Annotated in this window: 17 protein-coding genes and 2 pseudogenes; 10 read left to right on the forward strand and 9 right to left on the reverse strand. The window is 58.8% G+C overall.

Going from position 1 to position 24111, the window contains the following annotated elements; translation table 11 throughout:
• Window positions 1-20: 20 nt before the first annotated feature.
• On the reverse strand, window positions 21-1415 hold the full coding sequence (locus OD750_RS09510; RefSeq protein ID WP_263544884.1) for an amidohydrolase family protein: 1395 nt from the start codon (window positions 1413-1415) through the stop codon (window positions 21-23).
• On the opposite strand from OD750_RS09510, the gene OD750_RS09515 reads away from it, so the two are divergent.
• The 4 genes from OD750_RS09515 to OD750_RS09530 all read left to right on the forward strand — a co-directional run bounded on the left by OD750_RS09515 (window position 1414) and on the right by OD750_RS09530 (window position 3442).
• On the forward strand, window positions 1414-1542 hold the full coding sequence (locus OD750_RS09515; protein WP_263544883.1) for a hypothetical protein: 129 nt from the start codon (window positions 1414-1416) through the stop codon (window positions 1540-1542). The two genes, OD750_RS09510 and OD750_RS09515, sit on opposite strands and share 2 nt — an antisense overlap.
• 31 nt (window positions 1543-1573) lie before the next feature.
• A complete protein-coding gene (locus OD750_RS09520; RefSeq protein WP_263544882.1) occupies window positions 1574-2239 on the forward strand; it encodes a hypothetical protein in 666 nt (221 codons plus the stop codon).
• Between the two features lie 391 nt (window positions 2240-2630).
• Complete coding sequence (locus tag OD750_RS09525; RefSeq protein ID WP_263544881.1) at window positions 2631-3203, forward strand: hypothetical protein; 573 nt, start codon at window positions 2631-2633, stop codon at window positions 3201-3203.
• Between the two features lie 113 nt (window positions 3204-3316).
• Entirely contained in the window at window positions 3317-3442 is a 126-nt protein-coding gene (locus OD750_RS09530) for a hypothetical protein (RefSeq protein WP_263544880.1), read from the forward strand.
• A 676-nt stretch (window positions 3443-4118) separates the two neighbouring features.
• Here the strand turns inward: OD750_RS09530 and OD750_RS09535 are convergent.
• Window positions 4119-5165: a hypothetical protein gene (locus OD750_RS09535; protein WP_263544879.1), complete on the reverse strand. Its 1047-nt coding sequence runs from the start codon at window positions 5163-5165 to the stop codon at window positions 4119-4121.
• Window positions 5166-5362: 197 nt separating this feature from the next.
• Between OD750_RS09535 and OD750_RS09540 the strand changes: the two are divergent.
• Both OD750_RS09540 and OD750_RS09545 read left to right on the forward strand, forming a co-directional pair.
• Window positions 5363-6249, forward strand: a pseudogene (locus OD750_RS09540) (IS3 family transposase); the annotation flags it as partial.
• Between the two features lie 1125 nt (window positions 6250-7374).
• Complete coding sequence (locus OD750_RS09545; protein ID WP_263544878.1) at window positions 7375-10341, forward strand: Tn3 family transposase; 2967 nt, start codon at window positions 7375-7377, stop codon at window positions 10339-10341.
• Between the two features lie 402 nt (window positions 10342-10743).
• On the opposite strand, the gene OD750_RS09555 is transcribed toward OD750_RS09545, so the two are convergent.
• Both OD750_RS09555 and OD750_RS09560 read right to left on the reverse strand, forming a co-directional pair.
• A complete protein-coding gene (locus tag OD750_RS09555) occupies window positions 10744-14538 on the reverse strand; it encodes an nSTAND3 domain-containing NTPase (RefSeq protein ID WP_263544877.1) in 3795 nt (1264 codons plus the stop codon).
• A 124-nt stretch (window positions 14539-14662) separates the two neighbouring features.
• Complete coding sequence (locus tag OD750_RS09560; protein ID WP_263544876.1) at window positions 14663-16093, reverse strand: PIN domain-containing protein; 1431 nt, start codon at window positions 16091-16093, stop codon at window positions 14663-14665.
• Window positions 16094-16417: 324 nt separating this feature from the next.
• Between OD750_RS09560 and OD750_RS09565 the strand changes: the two genes are divergently transcribed.
• Window positions 16418-16681 (forward strand): hypothetical protein, encoded by a 264-nt coding sequence (locus OD750_RS09565; RefSeq protein ID WP_263545069.1) that lies wholly within the window; start codon window positions 16418-16420, stop codon window positions 16679-16681.
• Here OD750_RS09565 and OD750_RS09570 read toward each other — a convergent pair.
• The 5 genes and pseudogenes from OD750_RS09570 to OD750_RS09590 all read right to left on the reverse strand — a co-directional run.
• A pseudogene (locus OD750_RS09570) lies at window positions 16624-16799 on the reverse strand (response regulator); the annotation flags it as partial. The gene OD750_RS09565 and the pseudogene OD750_RS09570 sit on opposite strands and share 58 nt — an antisense overlap.
• A 128-nt stretch (window positions 16800-16927) precedes the next feature.
• On the reverse strand, window positions 16928-17893 hold the full coding sequence (locus OD750_RS09575; protein ID WP_263544875.1) for a hypothetical protein: 966 nt from the start codon (window positions 17891-17893) through the stop codon (window positions 16928-16930).
• A gap of 142 nt (window positions 17894-18035) precedes the next feature.
• Window positions 18036-18584: a hypothetical protein gene (locus OD750_RS09580; RefSeq protein ID WP_263544874.1), complete on the reverse strand. Its 549-nt coding sequence runs from the start codon at window positions 18582-18584 to the stop codon at window positions 18036-18038.
• Window positions 18585-18607: 23 nt separating this feature from the next.
• Complete coding sequence (locus OD750_RS09585; protein ID WP_263544873.1) at window positions 18608-18829, reverse strand: hypothetical protein; 222 nt, start codon at window positions 18827-18829, stop codon at window positions 18608-18610.
• An 80-nt stretch (window positions 18830-18909) separates the two neighbouring features.
• On the reverse strand, window positions 18910-19941 hold the full coding sequence (locus tag OD750_RS09590; RefSeq protein ID WP_425508223.1) for a DNA-binding protein: 1032 nt from the start codon (window positions 19939-19941) through the stop codon (window positions 18910-18912).
• Window positions 19942-20291: 350 nt separating this feature from the next.
• Here OD750_RS09590 and OD750_RS09595 point away from each other — a divergent pair, with 350 nt between their 5' ends.
• From OD750_RS09595 to OD750_RS09605, 3 genes are all read left to right on the forward strand, one after another.
• Window positions 20292-21545, forward strand: coding sequence for a nucleotidyltransferase domain-containing protein (locus tag OD750_RS09595; RefSeq protein ID WP_263544871.1), 1254 nt, complete (start codon window positions 20292-20294; stop codon window positions 21543-21545).
• Between the two features lie 17 nt (window positions 21546-21562).
• Window positions 21563-22168 (forward strand): type II CBASS E2 protein, encoded by a 606-nt coding sequence (locus OD750_RS09600; RefSeq protein WP_263544870.1) that lies wholly within the window; start codon window positions 21563-21565, stop codon window positions 22166-22168.
• Window positions 22169-22246: 78 nt separating this feature from the next.
• Window positions 22247-23998: an SAVED domain-containing protein gene (locus OD750_RS09605; protein ID WP_263544869.1), complete on the forward strand. Its 1752-nt coding sequence runs from the start codon at window positions 22247-22249 to the stop codon at window positions 23996-23998.
• Window positions 23999-24111 lie beyond the last annotated feature (113 nt).

The following is a 24111-nucleotide window of genomic DNA, read 5'->3' on the forward strand; positions in this document are numbered from 1 at the left end:
AGCATCGAAGGCGCATGCCTTCAGGGCGGCGACGGGGTTGCCGCGTCGCGTGCCGCCTCTTCAAGCAGCGCGTCGAGCGCCTCCCGCTGCAGCAGCCGTCCATCCAGCACGACCGCCCGGATCCGTCGGGTGTGGCGGATATCGCGTGTGGGATCGGCGTCCAGCAGCACCAGGTCGGCGCGTTTGCCGACGTCGACCGAGCCTTGCGTTGCCGACAGGCCGAGAAACTGCGCCGGCCGCAGCGTCGCCGCGCGCAGTGCGTCGCGCGGCGACAGTCCGGCATCGACGAGCAACGCGAGTTCGTCATGCAGCGAAAAGCCGGGATAGATCTCCGGCATCGGCGCATCCGTGCCGGCGAGCACGATCACGCCGGCGCGGTCGAAGGCGCGGACGATGCGGCGCGCGGTCCGCCAGCGTTGTCGCGCGAGACCGCTGTCGGCGGTAGCGGCGTCGGCGAGCAGGCGTTCCCAGCGCAGGCGTTCGTCGGCGCGCAGATAGCGCGCACGCGAATCCGGTGCCGGCGCATGAACGCGCCGCATCGATTCCGCATGGGGCAGTACGAGGGTGGGGACCTGCGCCTGTCCGGTGGCGGCCAGTGCTGTCGCCACGTGGCGGCAACGGCGCCGGTCGAAGGTCTGCAGCACGCGCGCTTCCTCGGCGTCGCGCTGTGCCGCCGTGAGGTCGTCCGTCGCGGCGCGACGTTCGTCGATCACGCGCCGGCCCGTCGACGAGCAGGCCTCGCTCGCCTGCATCAGATGTTCGTTGCTCGCTTGACGCGTTGCCGCGGTCAGCAGCGGCACCTGTGCGGGCACATGACCGGCGACCGGCAACGCGTGCCGCCGCGCCGCGTCGAGAACCGACAGCCAGTGCGCCGGCGGTATATCCGAGAACACCTTGATGAAATCGGCACCGGCTTCCGCTGCGGCATCGACCTGAAGTGCCGCGTCGTCGGCACTCGTGCCGCGCACGGCCACACCCGCGGCCACGATGCGCGGCGCGAGCCGTTCGCCGTCGTCCAGCGCGCGGCGCCACTGCCGCACCCGCGCGAGCGCCGCGGTGTCCGCGTTCATTTCGCGCACCGCCGTCACGCCGTTGGCGACGAACAGGGGAAACGTCCAGTCGTTCGGCGGACGCCGCGAATAGCCGTTGAACAGATGGACGTGCATGTCCACCAGACCGGGGATCAGGAATCGTCCTTTGCCGTCGACGCGATGCGTTCCATCCGGAATCCGCACCGTGCGCGGATCGCCGATGACGACGATGCGGCCTTCGTCGATCAGCACCGTGCGCGGCCGACTGGTGCGGTCGTGGACGAGGTCGATGACGTTCACGCCGACGATCGCGATGCGCTGGCGCGCGGGCGGTGCCGTCGCGGCTGCGGGAATCGCTGCCAAGGAACCGCCGGCCATCAGCATGACCACGATCGCGATTTTCGGCATCGGCGCGCGCCGGCTTCCTGTCGGAATGTTCATGGATTTCCAGGCACGGGCCGCAGCGCTCGGCGAATGGACTCAGGTGCTGTTCGAACCATCGCTACGCTAAGATTGCTTCATCGCACATACCGACCAGGGCTATGGATCTCATTCGCCTGCTGCGATCCCTTGAGGAATTTCTGTACGAATTGGTCGGCTGGCTCGTGTTTTACCCCCGCACCTTTTGGCGGATTCTTCTACACCCGGGCGCCATCGCGGTCTATACAAAAGGCGAGCTCGCGAAAAACCGGGAACTGCAATTTCAAGACACCATCAGCCCGGTGCTGATGCTGATTCTTTCCGTTGCCCTCGCTCACGCCATTGAATTGATCTGCCGCGTATCGATTGCCGACAGCGACACGCCCATGGGAAAGCTCATGCTAGGCAGCGAGCAAGGCCTGCTTCTCACTCGGTCGGCCGTTTTCTGCATCTACGCGCTGGGCGCCGCTTTGAGCACGTTGTGGCTGGGTGGACAGACGGTCACGCGCGAGACGCTGCGAGAACCGTTTTCCATCCAGGCGTTCCTCGTATGCCCGTTCGTGATTCTCACCGCGGTGGGACAGCAATTGCTCCGCGTCGACACGATGCATTGGGCGGGAATTGCAGTCACGGCGGCGGGTGTTGCGTGGTACATCCTGGCCCGGACGATCGCGTACAGGACGCTCTACAAGTCGAGTTGGCTTAAGGCATTGACGCTGGTTTGCGTATGGTTTGCCGGCACGACGGTTGCGACGAGCTTGGTGCTTGCGATGCTGATCCTGCCGTGAACCCGTCGGCGCTCCCGTCAGTGGCCGAGCGGGAGGAACCAACACGAATATGCGAGGGGGAGGCCGGAAGCAGGGTGCCTTCGAAGCGTTCGTGCGTGCCGTCAGTCGCCGCAAGGGTTGGCTGGGTAGTTGATCAGCACAGCGCTGGAAAGTCGGTGTCGGTGTTCGCCAATTCTGTCCGAAGGATAGCCGAGCGCAACTCCGTGATCGCTTTGATGTTTCGCCCGAAGCTTACTGTGCGTTAGATGATGACGCAGAGTATTGGTCAAGTTTACCGAGCAAATCGTAGAAAGGGACGCCATTAGCGAAATTTCCGGCAGGGGCGGGAAATCGGTGCAGGCGCGAGATCCTCTACGCGGCATATCTCCCGCGCGGCGATAGGAGGGCGTAGTTGAAGAAGCTCGCGAAGTTTCATCCACTTGGCAAAATGGCTTATCGTGATCCTGCTAGCGCCCTACAGGTCATGGAGCAGGCTCTGCGAGAGGGCGGCGTCGTGCATAAGAGGGATCGAACTGCATGGGAGGAGGCGCAAATCGGCTTTGCGTTTGCGCTGGGCCTGTCGTCGCGCTACGGCCAGCAGTTCGGATGGGCTGCGGAAGAGCTGTCCGACTTCGACGGCGTACTTTGTTGGTCAGCCGAGCCTAAGGTGACCGCACTCGGCCCAGTCCAGATTAAGACGGTCAAGAGGGAAGGACTTCCCGGCCGCAAGTCGTTGCAGGAAATTCTGGATGGGCTGGAAGACAAGTACACCGGCAGCTCGAATCTGACGGTCCTAATCTACTTGGAAGCCGGGCAGTCGTTCGACTTTTTCGAAACGAAGGTGCCGAAGGCCAACAACCTGGCGGGGATCTACGTGCTTTCCCACGGTTCGGGCGACAACGAAATGACGTTGGACGGCGATTTGCTGGATCCTCAGGCTGGCGGCACAACTGACTTTCGTCTGGACCTTGACGCCCAGAGTTGAGTTCGCTCGAAGGCAGCGAGGGCATTGCACCTCGTTGCCATTAGCGGGCACCTCGAAAAACCTCCCGCATTGTCGTAGGTTCTTAGCCGTCGCCTGCAGGAGGTAAGCCACGCATGATCAGCCTGTTCGCCGGAGAAGAACGCTCGGCAAAGCGCGATCGGCTGGGCGATCCGTTGCAGGTGCTGGATCGGCACATCGACTTCGCGGCGCTGGCCAAGGGGTTATTCGAGGTGCCCTAGCGCGAGCGGCGTCCCGGTGCTCGACGTATGGGGAATACCGGGGCGCGCTGGTGGTGCGGATCGGATTGGCACCAGCGTCGAGCGGGCAGTGTCTAATCTCGCAGTTTCTACTTGCGCTCGCTCGGCAGATCGCGTCATGCGCTTTGTTGCGTAGCAAAAAAGTGGATCTTGGACGCAGAAATCAGGCTGCATAAAACTGCGGAAGAACTTCCGTAAACTGCGGAAGTTCTTCCGTTGACAGGTTCCTTCTATGGAATTTTGTACACTTTTTTCGGAAGCATGCCGAGCAGGGCCGAGAGCTGCACCTGCAGCGTGATCGCGAGGCTGCGTTGAGCGAAGCGCTGCAGCGCTCGCGCGACGAGAGCCAGTGCCTAGCGATCGACCTCGCCGGCGCGAACGGCCAGCTCTCAGCCGCCGCAAGTCAGATTGCCGCGGCCGAGGATCGTGCCCGCTTCGCCGAAGCTTGGCTCGATCGCACGCTGGTCGAGGCACAAACGCGAATGCCTGACAGGACACCCGCGGACCAGGCCGCACCGCGCAAGCGGCGTAAAGGGCCTAAAAAAGCGAAGGCCCGCAGATGCAGCGCTCAGTTTGTGCCCATCCGCCCGTACGCTAAGGGGTCAATTTCTGAAACCTCTCTACACCAGGCTTCGGCCAAGCGTCATGTGCATCGCGCTCACAACGTGTGCGGCGTTTCCCCTCCGCGGTTCTGGATCAGCGAATCTGAAACCTCCGCGCCGATCGAAACACATCCCCCGGTGCCCCTCACCAAAACAGGTACTGGAACATAGGCGGGCCACAGCTTTGTCGCAGAGATGGGATTCGGGGGCAAAGTTGCTTCACCTTGGTGGACCGGAAACGGCCCATTAAACGACACGATTGGATCCAGCAAGTTGGTACCCAAGTAGCCGTAGAATTCCGGCTGATTGATGCTAGCGCCTTCTGCCCTCATATTCATCGACAACTGGATTTCTCTGTCCCAGTCCTCGGCTGGTATGACAATTGCGGAGGTACATCCCGGGACTTTCGCAAGTAACCGCTTTTCCCCGGGCTTGTCCATGAATTTGACTACGCCTAACGAGACTTTCGGCATCAGCAGGACGACTGTCCTAGCGCCGGTACGCGCCTGAACGATAACCTCTTTGTTGCCGGGAGTGTTCGCATTTCTGGTACATGTGACGTTCCAAGCCCTATTTTTAAGAATCTCGGGGGGGTCTAGCTTCTCGGGAATTACTTGGTCACCGTGCTTGCAGGTCGCTCCAAGGCTTGTAATGCCATAAAACGGCTGTTGACCGGCTTCGGATCCCGCATAGTAGTCGATAGACAGTTCATTGTTCTTGTTCAATCTGGTTACGGCACGCACGACGCTGGCATTCATACACTCTCTCCACGCGGCGACCGCTGGCGCGAAGACAGTTTGCGAATCCTCGAAATATTGTTTTTCCCAAGTCGATAAGCTTTCAGACGACGAAAAATAACCCTCATCGTCACTAAAACCAAACTGGCCCTTGCTTTGCTCCTTTGTGTACAAGAACTCCCAGCTTTGCGAGTCATAGCGACTTTGTGTCCATTTGCGGTAGCGGAGGCCTTGGTCCCGCGAGGCAATGACGCGATGCTCTCGCCCTGTGATCGACAACACATCGCGGCAATCGTAGTCTGCGGCAAGTGACGCGCCAGTATGCAGGGCAAGCAGCAGACAAAAAGAGGCCTTTAGTAGAATCATGGGGGGATCTCCTGGAACAGGAAGCGGTAGTCGCGCGGCGGTACGTTAAGGGGGCTAGCAATCCCCAATACGATCCTGTCGCTCGCAAGGCGCGCCTCTCACCTTTTATCGACAGCAGTCTTGCTTGAAGAAAGTGACGGCAATTGAAGTTGCCCCGCTTTCGTGGATACGTATCCTCTTGAGAAACGGAGTCCACCATGAGCAAGACCCGACCGCCGTACCCGGCGGCATTTCGACAGCAGATCATCGAGCTGGTGCGCGCGGGACGCACGCCGGCGTAGTTGTCGCGAGAGTTTGATGTCACGGCCCAGTCGATCTCGAACTGGGTGGCGCAGGCCAACGCCGACGCAGGCATCAGTGACGGCCTGACGAGCGCCGAGCGCGACGAGTTGTCGCGGCTGCGGCGCGAGAACCGGCAGCTGAAGATGGAGCGCGACATCCTGGCAAAGGCTACGGCCTGGTTTGCCGTTCACGGCGAGAAGACGCCCACGTCGTCTTCGAACTCGTGATGGCAAATCAGGCCCAATATCCGGTTCGAGCCTTGTGTCGCGTGCTGGCGGTATCGCCCAGCGGCTACTACGCATGGCGGGAACGTGCGCCGAGTCGGCGCGCGCTGGAGGATGCTGCGATGACGGAAAAGATACGTGTGATTCACGCCGCATCGGACGCAACGTACGGCATGCCGCGCATCCGCGCCGACCTGATCGAGTCGGGTGACCGCATCAGCCGCAAACGTGTAGCACGGCTGATGCGCAAGGCCGGGCTGCGTGGCGTCTGCCGTCGCCGTGGCTATACGGTCACGACGCGGCGCGACGCGCGTGATCGGCCGGCGCCGGATCTGGTCCAGCGCACGTTCGTTGCCGAGCAGCCCAATCGCCTGTGGGTGGCCGACATGACCTACGTGCCGACGTGGGCGGGGTTCCTGTACCTGGCGGTGGTGATCGACGTGTGGAGCCGTCGCGTGGTCGGCTGGGCGATGGGAGAAGTGATGACGACGGACCTGGTGCTGGCGGCGCTGAACATGGCGCTGGAGCAGCGTCGTCCGCAGCAGGTGATCCACCACAGCGATCAGGGCAACCAGTACCGGGCGCGCTGGAGGAGTGGATGAGATTGGCGACAGCGTCGAGCGGGCAGTGTCGAATCTCGCAGTTTCTACCTCTGCTCGCTCGTTGGATCGCGCTATGCGCTTTGTTGCGTAGCAAGAAGTGGATCTTGGACGCGAAAACCAAGTTGCAGGAAACTACGGAAGTTCTTCCATCAACACGTTCATTTTTACTGTACTTTGTACATTTTACATGGTGACAGCGGAAGATCTTCCGCTGTACAAGTACAGGTTTGGCGTAAAAAAGTCAGGTAGCCGCGCCGTCCTTACATGTTCCTGCAAGTTTTGCGGTGCAGCATTTTTTGCTAACGCCAAAACCGAGGGTTGCGACAAATCCGGCTTTGGAACGATAGTCCGGACAAACTGCGAGTAGCAGGTGTTTCGATGGACTACGCTCAAAGCGCGGCGCAAATTCAGCAAACCCTCATCGACGAGTACGGCCCGTACTGCCCGTTGAATCGAGTATGGCGACTTTTGTCCTATCCATCTCTCGAAGCTGCCCGCAAAGCAGCTGCCCGGGGCAAGGCGCCTGTACCTTGCGTCGTCCTTCAAGGACATCGGGGACGATTCGTGCGCGCATCTGATTTAGCTAGGTGGGTTGAGGCGGGTCTTTCGTCATCGGTCGAGCACCGGAACGAAAAAACAGTCGGAGCTTTGCTAGCTACCAGCGAAGCGACTGCAGGTTAGCGATGTTAGCTTCCCTGCGATCCCCTTGCGGAAATACCCGACTGAGGGCGCTCGATAGGGTTGAGGAGGAACCATCATGACATAGCGCCAAATGAAGATCGACGAGGCGCAGAAACGAAAACGGCACAAGTGGGAAGACTTGTGCCGTCTACTTCGTGAAGCGAATAGAGCTGGTCAAGGCTCACTTCTACTCCAGCTTACCTGCTTGCTGCTCGATGTCAAGGGCGGCACGGCATGCCGCGTCACGCGCGCGCCACCAGCGCATACCTAGTTGGGGTAGCGACAAGGAAGCTACGGTACGGTGCCATCTGACTCGTAACTTGCTGATTTTAATAAACTAGCATCCGCGCCGATTTCAACTATCATTTGGCGTTCGCGGTCTGCAGCCGTGGGCTGAGTTCCGTTCTCAAGGAGCGCCGAGTGAAGCGAAACTGGAGTGATCCGGAGCTTGATGAGATATGGCTGCTGACACCTGAGGAACTTGCTCTGCTGGTCAACAAGACGGCGGCTAATCGCCTTGGCTATGCCCTGCAGCTGAAGGTATTGCCGCTGGAGAGCCGATTCTTCGATGCGGTCACTGAGGTTCCCAGCGTGGCTGTTCGCTTCGTTGCCCAGCAGGTCGGCGTGAACCCAAAAGCGTTTGCAGAGTACGACCCCGAAGGGCGGACGGCGAAGCGCGACCGCGTGGATATTCGCAAACACCTCGGTTGGCGACAAGCTACGGAGGCAGACAACGCCAGCATGTCGGCCTGGTTGCGATCGGACGTGCTGCCATCGGCACCCGATCCCCACCATCTCGATGAGATTTCCCTGTCCTGGTATCGCGACCATCGGATCGAGACGCCGGCGAGTATCAACCGCGAGCGATTCGTGCGCGCCGCAGTGAATCAGTTCGACAATGAACTGGTCGAGTCGCTGGCCGGACGATTGTCGGTCTCGACACGGGTGTCGATCGACGCTCTGCTCGTCATCGGTGTCGCGGCCGACGATGAAGCCGATGGTTTGGCCGAATCAATGACGATGACGCTTACCGCGCTCAAGTCCGATCCGCGTCGCCCAGGCGTGGACACCATTGAGGTCGAGATCGCGAAGCTACGCACAATCGACCAGCTCGAACTGCCAGCTGAATTGTTCGCGGATGTCTCACCAAAGATCGTCGAAGTATTTCGACGCCGTGTGGCCACCGAGCCCGCGAATGAACTCCGCGGCCGCGTAGAACCCGTGCGATACACGATGCTGGCAGCCTATTGCTGGCAGCGGCAACGCGAAGTCATTGATGGGTTGGTAGAACTGCTCATCCAGACCGTACATCGCATTGGGGTCAGCGCAGAACATCGTGTGGAACGGCAGCTGCTGGAAGACTTTCGTCGCGTGCGCGGAAAAACGGGACTGTTGTTCAAATTGGCCGAAGCGGCCGTCGAGCATCCCGAAGGCATAGTCCAGGACGTGCTTTTCCCGGTTGTCGGCGAACAGACGCTGCGCGACCTAGTCAAGGAATACAAGTCCGCGGGGCCGATGTTCAACACCGTCGTCCATACGGTGATGCGGGCGTCCTACAGCAACCACTATCGACGTGCGTTGCCAAAACTTCTGAACACGCTGAAATTTCGGTGCAATAACGACGCGTATCGGCCGGTCATGCGAGCACTGGAACTGGTTCAAGCCACGCGTGGCGAGCGTCTTCAGTACCACCTTCTCGACGATGACCTTCCGATCGAGGGTGTGATTAAGACCAAATGGCTCGATATCGTGATCGAGACAAGTCCGCAGAACAAACGCCGGATCAACCGCATCAACTACGAAATCTGCGTGCTTCAGGCGTTGCGTGATGGGTTGCGGAGCAAGGAAATCTGGGTCGAAGGGGCCGATCGTTTTCGCAATCCGGATGAGGATCTGCCGAGCGATTTTCGGGAGAATCGAGAAACCTACTATGCGGCGCTCAATCTCACAGATGATCCGAAACCGTTCGTGGAACGGCTCAGGCAAGAGATGTTCGCATGGTTGCGGACGTTGAACGATGGTTTGCCGAGGAATACGAAAGTCCGCATTCTTCAACGCGGCCGTCATCGCCTCAGTGTGGCACCACTGGACGCCCAACCCGAGCCGACCAATTTGGCGGCGCTCAAACGGGAGATCGGCGAGCGGTGGGCGTCGACCAGCCTGCTCGATATTCTCAAGGAATCGGAGCTGCGCATTGGTTTCACTGATGCCTTCCAGACGACGGCGTCACGCGCAGCGCTGGATCCTCACGAATTGCGTCGCCGGCTCCTGCTATGCCTTTACGGGCTCGGCACCAACACCGGCTTGCGTCGAATCTTGGCTGGCGACACGGGCGCAACGTACAAGGAGCTGTTGTATACGAAGCGCCGCTTCATCCTGAAGGCGTCATTGCGCAATGCGATCGCACAGGTCGTGAACGCCACGTTTGCCGCGCGCGAGATCGATCTGTGGGGCGAAGCCACGACCGCCTGCGGTTCGGACTCCAAAAAATTCGGCGCCTGGGATCAGAACCTGATGACCGAGTGGCACATTCGGTATGGCGGCCGCGGCATCATGATCTATTGGCACGTCGAGAAGAAATCGACGTGCATCTACTCGCAGCTCAAGCGCTGTTCGTCCTCGGAAGTGGCATCCATGATCGAGGGTGTCTTGCGCCACTGCACCGACATGTCGGTCGAGAAGAACTACGTCGATACGCACGGGCAGAGTGAGGTAGGGTTTGCATTCTGCCGCTTGCTCGGGTTCGAGTTGTTACCGCGTCTGAAGGCCATCCACAAGCAGAAGCTGTATTTGCCAGAGAGTGGATCCGGCGATCAGTTCCCGCATCTGCAACCGGTGTTGGCCAACAAACCCATCAACTGGGAACTGATCGAGCAGCAGTACGACGAAATGGTGAAATTTACGACCGCGCTGCGGTTGGGAACGGCCGATTCGGAAGCAATCCTGCGCCGGTTTACCCGCAACGTTCCGCAGCATCCGACGTATGCGGCGCTGGCCGAGCTTGGGCGTGCGGTAAAGACGATCTTCCTGTGTCAGTACCTCCACTCTGAGGCTCTGCGCCGAGAGATCCACGAAGGCCTGAACGTGGTGGAAAACTGGAATTCGACCAACACGTTTATCTTCTACGGCAAGGGTGGCGAGGTCGCGAGCAACCGGCTCGATGATCAGGAGCTTTCGGTACTGTCACTGCACTTGCTGCAGCAGTGCTTAGTTTTCATCAACACGCTGATGATTCAGCGAGTCCTCTCCGAAAAACGATGGCGACGACGACTGACAGACGCAGACCGACGGGCGCTGTGCCCATTGATCTATCTGCACGTCAATCCGTATGGTCGTTTCGATCTTGACATGGAAGAACGGCTCCCGATCGAGGCAGCAGCCTCATGACGGTGCGATTGTTGTTTGCGGCATATGCCGGCGCCGACAACGAGGATCGCAGCGACGCGCGAAATGGAAACGGCAGACGCGTAGCTTGCGCCCAGGGGTCAGACGGTAAGCACAGACTCACGGCATCGTTTCTGTGGCTACGTGACCGCAGTGGGGACAGGTCGTCGACGACGTCGCGCGTCGCGGCAAGACAGGGCTGGTCTGGTCTGGGAGTTACCCTCAGTGGTCGATCAAGCGCTGGTCGCCGCGGGATTGAAGGCCAAGTCTGGTCCCTGGAAGCTCTCCAGCGTGGTGCACCGTACCGCGGTGCTCTCGACGGCGCATCGGCTGACGGGCCCAAATGGGAGTTTCGGTGGGCGCAGCTGTTGTGTTGATCAGTTGAGTACATCGGCATGAACACTGCTAGGGCTGAATCCAGTTCACCGGTTCGGTATCCGGCGAGCGCAATGTGTCCTTTAACTGTCGCGATTGTTTGAGTGCCCCAAGCCTGTGCTGTTCGAGCATTGTCAAAATATCAGGCTCCGCACCGGCGTTCGCAAACCGGCGTTTAAGTACATCGTAGGTATCCTCCAAGCGCGCCGGCGCCTTAGCCAAGAGATGAACTACTAGGTCGCTGACCATTTTCACAAGTTCCTTTGGGCACTCCAGATCGCTCGCAAGTGTGACGGAGGAGAGTTCGAGTAGCACGCTGTCAATGTGAACACAGTCGAGTATCCGGCGTCGCAAACCTGTATCGTCGACCAGTTCGAGGATGTCGACGACAGACTCCAGCAGCGCCGGAGCAGCTTCGTCGATTTGCTTCAGTGCTCGATCTAAGTCAATGCCTTGGAGCCGATTCAGTACTGCGCTCCACGCACGCGGGCGAAAGTCACCTACCCTGCGTGCCTTGTCGCGCAGCAGGGTGTCGAAGACGAATGGCATTGAGGCCGGAGGGAGCGCTGCGATCACCTCCAAAAGTTTGTCTACTCCCTCATGGTCAATCACTTCCTGAAAACACGGCTCGAAACAGGAGTGTTCAGGCCGCGTGGCGATGAGTGCAATCAGCGGCTTCCAGCGCTGCCGAGCCATATGGTGGACACCGAGCCACCAAAGGGGCTGTGGGTCACCTGTAAAAACATGGACCACGCAACTGAGAAGGTCGGCGGGTAGGCCCGCCAAGAGCTCCTCCGGTGAAGCGTCAAGAGTCACCTTGCCGGCGAGCACAACATGCTCCACTTCTTGCGGTACCCGCTCTGCGGAAATTGCTACTGCGCGCAACCACTCGCGATCGCTTCGATCCGATTGGAGCAATCTCAGCAGTCGTTGCCGCTCCTTCGGATGAACGACATTCCATCGAGCAACAATGTCTTTGATAAAGACGAGCAATGGACCTGTGCTAGAGACACTGAGGACTCGCAACAGGAAGTCTGTTTCTTCCGTCGTGTGCGTCTCACGTGACGAGAGAACCAGGCTCGCCACCCCCAATGCGAAGTCGTCCGGCAGTTTTCCCTCGCCAAGACGTCGTTTCAGCATTCCGAACCAGCCCTCAGCAATCTGCAAGACGCAAGCCGCACTCAACGAAGAAAGTCCCGACTCGACTGCATGATAGAGGCGTGCGTCGTTGGAATGCGCCTCGGGGGGAAGTGTTGCTAGCGCAACGGGCAATAGCGCCCCGAAAATATCCCAAGGTGTGTTTGTTCCTGTGTACTCCACGCGCCCAAAAACGACCAGGAAATCCAGCAGCGCGGGGGCGAGCATCGGAAGCGCGGCCCATCCTTTGAGTTCTTCCAGAAGCCGAGTTCGCACTATCTCATCGTAGCTGGCCCAGTTGGCGGTGACTGCTTCCAATACCGCGGAAGCGGTATTGGGGTGCGCATCCTTGAAGATTGTTTCTAGAGTTTCGCTGAGTGAAATTCTATTTTCCTGGAGCCAGATTCCTGCGACGGTCGAGCGAATCGAAGCTTCATCGAAACGGAAGAGCCGATCGAATGCTTTGCGCGTAAGAGCGTTCGGATGTCCCGTAAGAAATTTCAACGCATCGACCACTTCCCTGGTTCCAAGGATTCCAGGGTTGTCGTGTTCTAGCGCATCGAGCGTCACACGAACATCCGCTACCTTCGGACGAGACAAGTAATACCGCTCACTTCCACCGGTCATGCCATCCAGAGGAAGGTATGGTTCGCTGCCCTGCCAGCTCAGCGACCCGAGGCGGACATACGCTACTTTCTGAGCCCACTCAGACATTGCTTTTCGCCTGGGTTCCGGTAGGCGCTCCACGTTGCTTGCGAGAAATCCGAACGCGAGATCACGGGTTGAAGGAAACGCACTCTCCAGAGCGATCTCGGCCAGATCGACAATGTCATCGCACAACGTCTCGCCAAACACGTCGATTGCCATCGAGAGATTCCTGGCAGCAGCGCGGGAGATCACGGGAGCAGGCGATGTGATTGCGTTGCGAAACATCGCGATAGCCGTTCTGACGAGATCCGACGGCATGTCGCGCATGAGCGATTCGGCCGCGCCGCGATAAAAAGGGTGGCCGAATGTCGAGTTTCGCTGGGTGTCGCAGGCGATGATGCTACGTTGTTCCAGCTCCCCCAGCGCATTCCGGCTTTTCTTTCGCAGCGACGGCGTCACGCGATAAGTAGGGCGGGATGGGCCTGTTGTCAGCGGGGCGCCGAAGTTGACAACCAGCACATCACTCAGGACTGACGAGGGTGTCTCAGTTGTTTTTGTGTCAAGGATGAACGCCAGGTCTGTTTCAGACACCGAAGTACCTGCGTTCGTACAGATGGCGAGTGCAATTAACAAACGCTCCATTGTGACGGAGGTGCGCGCGAGATCCCGCCCGAATGTCTGGGCATCTTGCGACGCAATGCTGATCATTTGCTCGACGGTTGTCGTCAGATCAATCTTTTCGCGCGACGATGCTAAATGCGCTAGGCAACCCACGGGCAGTCTCGCATTGCCTGTTTCAAGCGCGCCTCGAAACGCTTGAGAAGCAGGCTTGGGCCATGTGTATTGGTCAGCCAGCGCGTCCCAGACGCGGAGCAAAAACGCAGACGACGGGTTGGAGAGATCCATCCATATTCGCCCACCGAGCGAGCATCTGGCCGGTGTGCTCTGACGTGCGATCACTAGCAAAGTCGGCGCCGACTGCGTAACCACAAGCTTACGATTTAGGGGGAGATGGGCAATTAGTTGGCCAAGTCGCTGCCAAAGGCGGTTGGCGTCTGGCGCCGGCTCGCTTGCCCCAAGTGGATCTTCAAGCAGAAAGATGCGGTGGAGGGTGCCGGGATTGCTCAAAAAACGTTCCGCCGCCTCAATCGAACTGCCTTGCTCAAGTTCGTATCCATTGCGTTGATAACTTGCGACCAAATGACGCGCCGCCCAGGTCTTTCCGCATCGAGGCTCACCAGTCAGCAAAATGCAATCGCCGTCCTTGAGTATCGCTTCCCAGTTGCTTTCTTGTTCTCTGTCGACATAACTTTTCGGATCAATCGTGGGTTGACTCTGCGCGTCGACTAGTTCCTCCAACAAAGGTACAAGATCGACGGTCGAACCCTTGTTCTTCCGCGTCGTTGCCTGAAGCTGATCGATCAGCGACCGTACTTTGTCGACAGGCACCTGCCGAGCCCGGAGCAGGCGTTCGCAATCACCGTCCACCCATTGCCGGGTCATGCGTTCGAACACCGTCACCCGTGGGCTGATTGTCGCCAGCTTCGATGCATCCAATGTGGCTAGTAGTCTGGCTGTCGCTGCGCGACGTTGCGCGGCAAGCTTTGCGTCGCCCCGTTTCGGGGAGGTGGTTTTGTGAAGCGCCTCCAGTAACAGCTGTGCGTCCTTGATGCTGATTGAACTTCCTGCGTCGTTCCAAGTTGCAGCATCCCTGACGATCACCGATGTCGCATCATTCGCACGGCCAGCGCAGACGAGTAGGAGAGCGGCCTGTGAAGCGACCAGTCGCTCCAATAATGGCGAAGTAGAACTGCGAGGCGGAAAATGTGTGAGTACATCCGCCAACGTATCCATGGTAATTGGCCCGGCCGCACCCTTGACTTGCACGTCGAGGGGTAAGGATGTTCCGGACAGAGAAATCTGCGCGTCCTCTCCGCCAAACTCGGCGCGCAACTCGGTGGGGGCGAAACGAAGAAACAGCCAAAGGCAGACCAAATCCTGGAAGTCGTACTTTTCAGGGGCTGTGGTTGCGATGCTCATCTCGTTTTCAGATCCCCTTGTAGCATTGCGTCTTTGTCGTCAGGGTGCACTTTCGCGACAAAAAGTCGGCGCCGTAGAGCGCGGCGTTAAGACCGGTAATCGAAGGTTAGAGACCTGAGCGCGACTAGTCGTCCGCGGCGCCCGGGACGATTTTCTTACCAATGTCTAGCCGAAGCGTTACGCCAGGCTTTTTCTTCGGCTTGCGTGGCGGATCGACCAATTGACGCAGCTCCGGCAACAGATCGAATTCCTCGACGGTATAGAAGGCGGGCGTGACCTGGTGCCACGGCTCGGGAAGGTTTCGCGCTGTTGCGCGCACGGTCAATCCAAGCCGGCCGCTGTTGCTGGTGGTCGGAACGAGCATTGCGACATCGAACGACTGAATTGAACCGTGGCGAAACTCTCCGCACTCGAATCCGAGGATCGGCTCCGGACGCGTCGTCTGAAATCGCGGGTAGAACTGATATCGATCACGGTTTAGGCGGCTCTCAGGGATATTCGGGAAGTAGGGCGTAGTTAACGTGCTCAGCCGATCATCTGCTGCCCGTGGGACCGTTGGCGGCCGAGGAAAAGGTGGTCGAACGTTTTCCATCGCATCGTCATCGTCTGCTGACGGTGCCAGCAACGCGTCGCTACTGGCTTCGTACTCGAGCAGCAAACCATCTGCTGGAACAGTACCGTTGTTGCTCAGTTCGAATCTCAGTGCAATAGTGCGCAATTGGTCGTTGCGCCAACGCACGTATTCGCCGATCCATGTGCGCACTTCCTCCACCCATTGCGGGTAAAGAACATTCTGGTACGTGTAAATCTCGAATTTTCCGGGCGGTCTGCCACTCAACAGATTAGTGGACAAGATCTCCGATCGCGCCGACGAGCGAATAGCCTCTTCAGTAGCCATGGGGCGACGCTCGCGCGCAATTGCGACGAGCTCATCAATCTCATCTTCCCCGAGCGCCCTGCAGCGGTGCACGGTCACCCGGACTTGCGTGGTCAGCATAGTCTCGCGTCCAACAAATAACCTGAGCGTCAATTGCGGCACGCGGGACTCGATCGCTTGCAGCCGCCGCTCCATCGCCGCCAAACGACGTTCCGAATCATTGGGTTCCGGCGGCAGGCGCCAAGTATCCGGAATCTCCTCGGCGTTGAGCCCCACTAACATCGCCTTGTAACGTACGATGGTATCGCCCGACAGCACCATGACCGGCACTTCATCAGCCAGCGCTAACGCTTCGGCGACCAGACGATCGTCGGCCTCGGATGGGCTCAATGCAGGATGCTCACGCATCCGGCCGGAACCCAGTTCCCAGGTCCGCGGCGCGGTCCCGCTGAGGGGCATTTTTTCACCGCGTGACCTCAGCGCCTGCGCAAACAACGCAGATGCTTTACGCGCTCGCTGTGCGCGCCGACTGTTACCGTCACCCTTTAACGCGTCAACTTCCTTGATGACGGCAAACGGTACAACGACACGGAGCGATTCGCTCAATTCCTGCCACGGTAACTCGTTGAGCGAACGACACTGCAGCAGCACATTGGCATCAATGACTACGATTTGCATGAGCTTGTACCGTCGACAGACGCGACTCCAATATAGAGCGAGACACTGAAAAGCCAGGAAACAAAGCAAGCCTTAGTCCTACATCGCTCCCCGCGGACCTCGACGAATTCTATGCGCATTCTTATACTCGGGTGCATAGTGCCGTCATTCTTGGGATGATCTCGGATTTCGTGCTATTTGTAGCGACCAAAGCGTAGGTTGCTGTTCCGAACCGGTGTTGCAGTTCAAAACTAGGCCGCCGCCCGGTCCCTCTCGTCGCGTTCAAGCCTAAACTTGGGGGCCAGTGGCTGGATTTCCTCTCGCCATCCCATTCTGGAGGGCTCTATGGGTTGGGAATTGACGATCGACGGCGACGCGGCCGCACTGAACTGGCTCGTGCGCAAGACTTCGCAGGTGAGCCCGCGCATCATCGAGGTCGATACCGCCCGCCGGCTGGAATGGGTGGGCTTAGAGACGCTGGGGTTCGAACAGCACAACGAAATGGAAGTCTCGGCGCTGCAGCACCTCGTATCGCTTTCGGGCTTGGCGTCGGTGAGCCCCGAGTCGCCGGGCAGGCCAATGTCGAGCAGTACGGCCGCATATCGGTGAGTGCCGCCCGTGCCGCGACAGCATCGGTCACGTGGTCGATGTTCCAACCGCTCAGACGCGCGCCTTCGCAAATGCTGCCTCCCAGCATGGCGTCATCTTCAACAAGGAGCAGTTGCATGGTTGGGCCATTCTGGCCCAATGATCCAACAAGCACTTTAGTTTCTGATTAAAGGTTAAGGAATTGTTAGATCCGGACGCGGGGTGGTGACATCGCCGTGGGCTCTCGCTCGTTTCTCCAGCCCGTCATCATCGCCGCGCAAGCGCCAGGAGTGTGCCAGGCACGATCATCATGCGATCTCGAGCGAACGCCCTCGTCGTGACCCTCGCTTGCACGAGTCCCACAGGCGGACCGAATCCCAGCGTGATCACGACGGTCGCTTCCGTAAGACCGTTCAGCACGTCTGCCGGCAGCTGGCCGATGCGCGTCGTATTGAGTGCAAAACTTCCTGGCCCCTGGATATGCAAGCCGGCTGACGTAGGTCGCACGGCGGCTGTTTGCGGGTATCGCTCATGGTCGGTGGCTTGAAGAGCGACGTTTCCCGCTGTGGCAACAAACGTCTTCTCTCCCAGCTGCACTGACAATTCACAGCGATGCTTTGAGAGGTGGAATCCGTTGGCATCGGCAGGGTCGACGAAGAGCTCCGCCGCAAACACAACATCCTTGACGAGGTCCGGCGATTGTCCGGGTTGCGGCTCAAAAGCGACGCTTCCGCCAAGAATTTCAATGTGCGGTAAGCGTGCTTGCGGAAGAAGCATTCGAATCAGTTCGCTTCGCGTCGCGGTTCGCGTGTGCGCGCCTTCTCGCCAAGGCGTCTCGCGTTGCCGCGGATCGGCGACGCGCTTCACGACATACGGTGCATGATCGGTTCGGAAGGACACCGCCAGGATGGCGTTTCCCTCGTGGTCGAGCCACGCGATCGTGGGCTCAGGATATGGGCCATCGAATTGACCGGGCATCCTGGCAAACCAGTCATCGAATTCGAACCCAGAGATGTCCACGAAGGCGCCGTCGTCGGCAATACCAAATACCCAAACGATGGATTCTCCGCCCGATGCATTGGCAGCGCCGGCAAGCTGTGCTGCCTTGGTTTCAGCGCTTGGCGGGGAGCCTTTGAGTTCGAGCCCCGCGTCTTCTACCTTGCCCGCTGCTCGGAGCACGCGAAGCGCCTCGCGTACGCGCACTTCGATGTCAGTTCTTCGCGTTGTCGCCATGACGTCTCCGCGTAAAGTGAGTTCCGGCAAAAACTCGTGCCGAGCGATCCGTACGAGCTGACGCCTGGCGTCACGAGGGGACGGTTCTACGTGCTCATCGGTGACGGCGGCCGACGTCCCACCACTGTTGGCGTCGACGGAACTACCCAATGCCCTCGTTGTTTTGAGATTCCGTTCGGGCTCCTCGCACTATGGCCGCAAGGCTGTTGGGGTCTTCGAGAACTGTCACTAACACAACGCGCTCGATATGCGTCAGCGGCAGTGGCCCCTGGAATCCCGCCTCGACGTACGGCACAACCACCTCACTCCAGGCCCTCTCATCGTTCCACTTCGTCCACGGAATCAGGCGATCGTGGAGTGCGGAGTCGATGAAAAGAATGGCAATTCCGTCACCACCGGGTTCCGCTGCCTGGAGGGGCCAGCATCGACGTCTGTAATCCGGATCGTCAGGAATGGTCCGATAGTCGAACAGGGAGACACAACCGCGTCGCAAGAAGAACGAGTTGGATCTCAACCCAAATGTGCTTGGTCGCGTACCGGCTTCGTTGGGCAACAAGTAGCCCGTTTTTCGAATCGCTGGAAGGAATCGCTGCTTTGTCACATGGAATACGTGCCCCTCAAGCAGCGTCGTCACCGGCCCCATGTCTTCCGTTTCGCGAAAGGTGTACTCGAGGATTTGGACGTCTTCCAAGGTCTCGACTCTGCCGTGTGTGCCTAGGGTTTCTTGCCGGCGTCGCTGCGAATCAGATCGTTCAGCGATTTATGGCCGGTTTGCTCCAGCAGCGTGTCCAAGTGCATATCGCTACGAACACCGAAGTCGCGGTTGTACTGCTGCTCGATCGTGCCGACGTTGGTGTCGCCGCGCTTTTGACGCAACGGGCCGCTGTCATTGCGTGACCGTTGGCCCCGCATGCCGGGGGCATCTTTCTTTGCCATGGTGTTGCACCTCCAAAAAGGTTCCCACGAGACCAGTTTAGGGTCGTCCGGTCTCACGGCAAAGCCTTGCTGCAGTGGCGCTAGGTGTTGGTCGGCGCCGAGGTCTCATTGGATGAGATCGACCCATTGCGTTTGAGGAGGTCATCGAAAGCCTGGGCACGCGCGGCGGCCTGCGCAGCGGTCGTCTCGGCAAGCTGGCGCGCGGCCTGTTCCGTTGCCAGTGCGTCGCGCGTGGCCGCCAGCTCCGCGCGCAGGCCCTCGCCGGCGAGTTGCTCTTGTGCGTAGCGGATCTGCAGGCTGTCGAGTTCGCGGGTGACGGGGCGCAGTGCCTGAACTTCCTCGTCGAGCCGGCGCAGGTGTGCGCGCAGGTCGCGTGCCTCGCGGTCGTGCTGGCCGGCCTGTTCGGTCAGCCGAACGTTGTCGCGGTTGAGCTGCAACAGTTCCTGGTTCTTGCCGGTGAGGCTGTCGCGCGTCTCGCGCAGATCCACCTGAAGCTGCTGCACCTGGTGCTCGTGGCGTCGCTGCTCCTGGTCGCGCTGTTCTTTGGCTGCCGTTCGATAGTGCTCGAGTGCCTCGCGGGCATGCGTGTGCTTCTGCTCCAGGGACTGCGCGTGGGCATCGCGCTCGTCCAGGCGTGTGGTCATGCCGGCGATGCGCTCCTCAAACTGACGCACCGTTGCCAAAGCCTCGGCCAAGCGGGCCTGGTCAGCCTCGTGTTCGGCCTGCTTGGCTTGCAGCGCCCCCTGAGTGTGGCGTAGCTGATCGGCCAGCGTCGCGCTCTCCTGGCGGGCTTGCTCCAGCGCGGCCGCACGATCGCGCAGCTGGGCGTCACACCGTGCCTGGGCGTCCGCAATCCGTGCATCGGCCTCGCCGTTGAGCTGTCCGGCCAGGCGACTCACCAGATCTGCCAGCGCGTCGCTAACCGGATATTTCCCACCAACGCCCTTGGCGTCCTCGGCTTCAAGCTCCTTGAGGTGACGGTGGATCGTCGTCTTGGAGCCCGTGTTGCCCAGGGCAACGCGCACCGCGTCAACGGACGGATGCTTTCCCTGTGCGAGCAGCGCGTTGCGCGCCTTCTCGACTTCGGTCTTGTAGACGCCACCCCGGGCCATGGTGACACCCATCACCAGTGAATTTCGTACGGCATTACATACCACGTAATTACATGTTATTCAATGAGACAGAACAGGAGGAGTACGCAGATTTTTCACACGGGATAATGTGAGGTTATCCCGCCCGAGCCTAGAAATTGCGGTAACAAGCTGCTCACGCGGTACAGATCATCCATCGCGGCGCATGAATCCCAGTAGGGGTAGTGAGGGCAAAAAAGCACAAGATGTTGTAGTCACCCCTTGAAAGTGCGGCGATCGGCACAAACTACGCCGCAATGCCCCAGCTCGGTCGCATTCCGTGAGACGGCGTGGCGGCAGGATGCCGTGTGTACTTTGCCGAGGGACCAATCATGGCCGTTGTCAATTTGCCCCCGACTAGCCCGCTAGCTACTGCGCTCGATGTCCTGCTGGCGAACATAGCGATTCGAATCCAGCTCGCACCAAGCCACTACAAGCTCGCCGTCGAGCGGTACGGGACTGTCAACACATGGATCGAGCGCGAAGGCAGCCCGCTGAAAGATCGCGTCCAACTCTTCTATGCACAGGGCTCGATGGCAACCGGATCGACCATCGCATCAAAGCTGCGTACCGACGAGTACGACATCGATGTGATCGCCGAGCTCGACATTCCCGAAACTACTCCGCCCCATCAGGTGCTCAATCTGCTTGAGCAAGCGATTCGTGGTGAGCGCGGGTCGCGCTACTTCGATATGACAACGCGATGCACTAGGTGTATTCAAATCCAGTACGCCGATAACATGCATCTCGACGTGACACCTTTGATCCGACAACCTCAACTGTCGGAGCGCTGCGGAAACATCTCGCACGCCAAGAATCGATTTGCCCTGGTGGGCGACAAATTTGTCCTTGCCAATCCGTATGGCTTCGCCGAATGGTTCAACACAAAGACTCCCCCTGAGCTAGAGTTTTCGAAGCTCTTTGCGGAACAGGAGGTCGTGTACGGTCGGGAAATGCTGCTCACCAAGGCAGCAGAGGCAGAACCCGTGCCGGATCAAACCCCTGCTCACAAGAAGTCAAAAGCGGTTATCGCGCTGCAATTGCTAAAGCGTTGGCGAAACGTTCGCTACGATACACGCAATGGGCGGCGGCCGCCCTCGGTAATGCTTGCTAAACTTGTCGCCGACTCCGCGAATCGCACGACGACTTTGTCCGAGGAAATGTTGTTTCAAGCTCGAGCATTGCAAGCGTTCTTTGAAGCCGCGGAAATCAAACACCGGTTGATTGAAGTTAGAAATCCGGCCTGTGATAAGGACGTTTTTAGCGACCGCTGGCCCGAAGCCGCAACGGATCAACGCGTGTTCATTGCTGACTTACATGACCTCGTTCGAAAGCTCGAACGGCTCGTCGCTGGAGTCAGCCTCGGTACCATGCGAACGATTCTGGCCGAGCTGTTTGGCGAGAACGCAACCGCTGATGTCGTCGAAGCTTTCAATCGTGCGACCGGTAATGCAATCACGAAGGGACAGTCCTATCACAATCCCGGCTCCGGTTCCTTTGGGTTGGCTGCGAGTGGCGTAGCTGCCGGTTCTGCACGAGCAGGCAGCATATCGACGCCTTCGCATACCAATTTCGGGAGCGACTGACGGCCGCGGTGTTATCCATGCGGGAGCAGATTGCACGGATGCGATCACGCTTTCCGGACTTTCGCCTTACCTTTGATGGAGGGTGGTGCGTCAACTGGGTGGGGCACGTTCGGCCATTGTGCCAGCGCTACGAGCTTCGCATTGCGTACTCGCTTGGCCGTTGGATTGGCGATATCTGGGTAGCGAGCATCCGTCCTCAAATTTGGCTGGTCGATCCCGCCCTGGAGCTGTATACGGAATTTGCGCCCGGTGAGCGTGTCCCCCATATCTATTTCGATAGCAAGCATCCGCTGAATTCCCGCCTTTGCGTTTTCGATCCGCAATCGGACGAATGGGATTCGTCACTCGCGATCGCGGACACGATTGTTCCGTGGGTCATAGATTGGCTTGTGAGCTACGAGGGCTGGCACGCCACTGGAAAATGGACCGGTGGCGGACGGCATCCTGCCTTGAGTGAGGACACTAGCTCGAATCAAGCTCAGCCACTGCTAAACGGTGTTGCTGCGCCAAACAAGACCGGCGTCGCGATTGCCGAACTAAAGTTCTCTCCATTGGCAACAGCAGTTTCGCGCGCGTTTACTCCATCGCTGTCCTCACTAAATTGGGATAGTGATTACTTGTAGTAGTAGCTTTCCGCACTCGTGGATCTGTTACTAGGCTTGCAATCCAAATGCGTCTGAGATTTCCAGAGGTGGCACTGCATGGCTCACCCCCGACTTCTAATTCTCCACGGTATAAGCTCGATTCGCGCCACCGGCGAAGCTGAGGTCGCGGCCGCGCTTACTGACGACGAACGCAGACTTCCGCAAATGACCCTGCGGTTAGATACTCGGACACACGAAAATAGTATCGCGAGCGGCTATTGGGGGCCGATCGACGCTCAAGTGCGCGCTTTCGCATCTGAGGTGCTAGCTAACCTCGAAGAACATGGGCCGGCGGCACTTCTGTATGTAGGCATCGACGAAGTTCCCACACTGTTAGCCCTTTCTGCTTTTCTGAGCGATGAACATCGGTTGGCCTGCCGTGACTATGATCGAGATCAGGAAGTGTTCCACTGGCCTGACAAGGAAGGAGCGCTAGCATTCGAATCGATTGGCGTTCCGGCGGAGGCTTTGGATGTCCCCGGCGATGTTGTTCTAAGAATCGAACTGTCTTACCCGGTTCAGTCTCGCGACGTCCACGCGGCCGTACCGGATCGTCTGGCCGACATCACGATTCGTCCGAAGGGGGCGCTTCCCCGACCAGGCCTAGTGCGCGCTCAGACAGATGTTGAGGCCTTCCGCATCGAAGTGCGTCGCGTATTGGCCGAAATCGAGAAAGTGCGACCGAGTACGCGAACAATTCACCTCTTCCTGGCTGGGCCAGTTTCGGCATGTCTAGCAGCCGGACAGGAACTCCGCTTGCGAAACGGTCGCCGTGTGCAGACTTATCGCTACCGGGCGAAAGATTCACCGCCACAGACACCTGCAATCTTACTGACGCCCGAGGCAACAGCTTACGTGCAGGCTCCGCTATCAGACGACGAACTGTCAATCGCTCGATCCGCGAGGGACATCTGGTCGCAGGCCCTCACGGATATCAACGACCACGCGCGAAAGCTGCGTGCCGACGGGGCATGGCCGTCGTACCTAGTTCCGGCGCTGAAGGATGCACGCCCTTGCCCTACCGAACTAGCTTCTATTTGGGAGCTCGTGAACGAAAGACATTCTATAGCAAGTGATGACGCAACCGAATTCCGCTTTGATCGCGATTCACGCCGCTGGTATTTGCCTGATCGAATGCTGGTTGCAATGTATCAGGCCGCGAACGGCGATGCCTCAACGGTTCAACGACTCGCGAGGGCGTTTCTATGGCACGAATATCTACACGAATATCAAAATCTCACCGAGAACACAGCTACGGGAATAGGTAGCTTTCCCAATTGCCTGGAGCGTTTGGACTACATTGCCGACGCATACGGTACTTTGCACCAAGTTGATTTCATCCTTCGTCAAGGAAACGCGTCGGATGAGCAGAACGTGCTCGAGATGTTTCGCGACGCCATCACTGAAGCGATCGATGCGTTCTGGACGTTTGAAGGACCGCCGCCGAATCGGTTTTGGCAAACCCGTAGGTTACGACGCTATCTCAATTGGTACTGGCGCCGAGAGCAGATCATCCACGCCAAAAGTGTGGGGGAAGCCATGTATCTGCTGTGCGAACCACCAGTGATCGAAATTGCTGGCCCTTCGATTTCCACTGACGCGCGCAGAGTTTACGTGGACCTACTTCGCATCCGTTCTCCCGAAATGTTGGAGTTAGCCTTGGTGGATCGGCGGAACAAATTGCAGCGATTTCCCACATCTACGACGCTTTCGATTCCAGCACTACTTGAAGCCTTTCGATTGCGCGACAGACGAGGGATCGATCGCTTCTTTGGAGCGCTGTACGATCATGCGCGACAACGTATTTGACCCTCCATGCTATTGAGGGCGATCAGCTCGGGCGGATGACGACACGGCGAGAGGGTGCGCTTAAGCGCCCGTTTTTAATGTGGCCCCTAAGAGGTTATCGGCCTACGTCGCCC

This window comes from Tahibacter soli, from assembly GCF_025717065.2.
In the GTDB taxonomy this organism is placed as follows: domain Bacteria; phylum Pseudomonadota; class Gammaproteobacteria; order Xanthomonadales; family Rhodanobacteraceae; genus Tahibacter; species Tahibacter soli.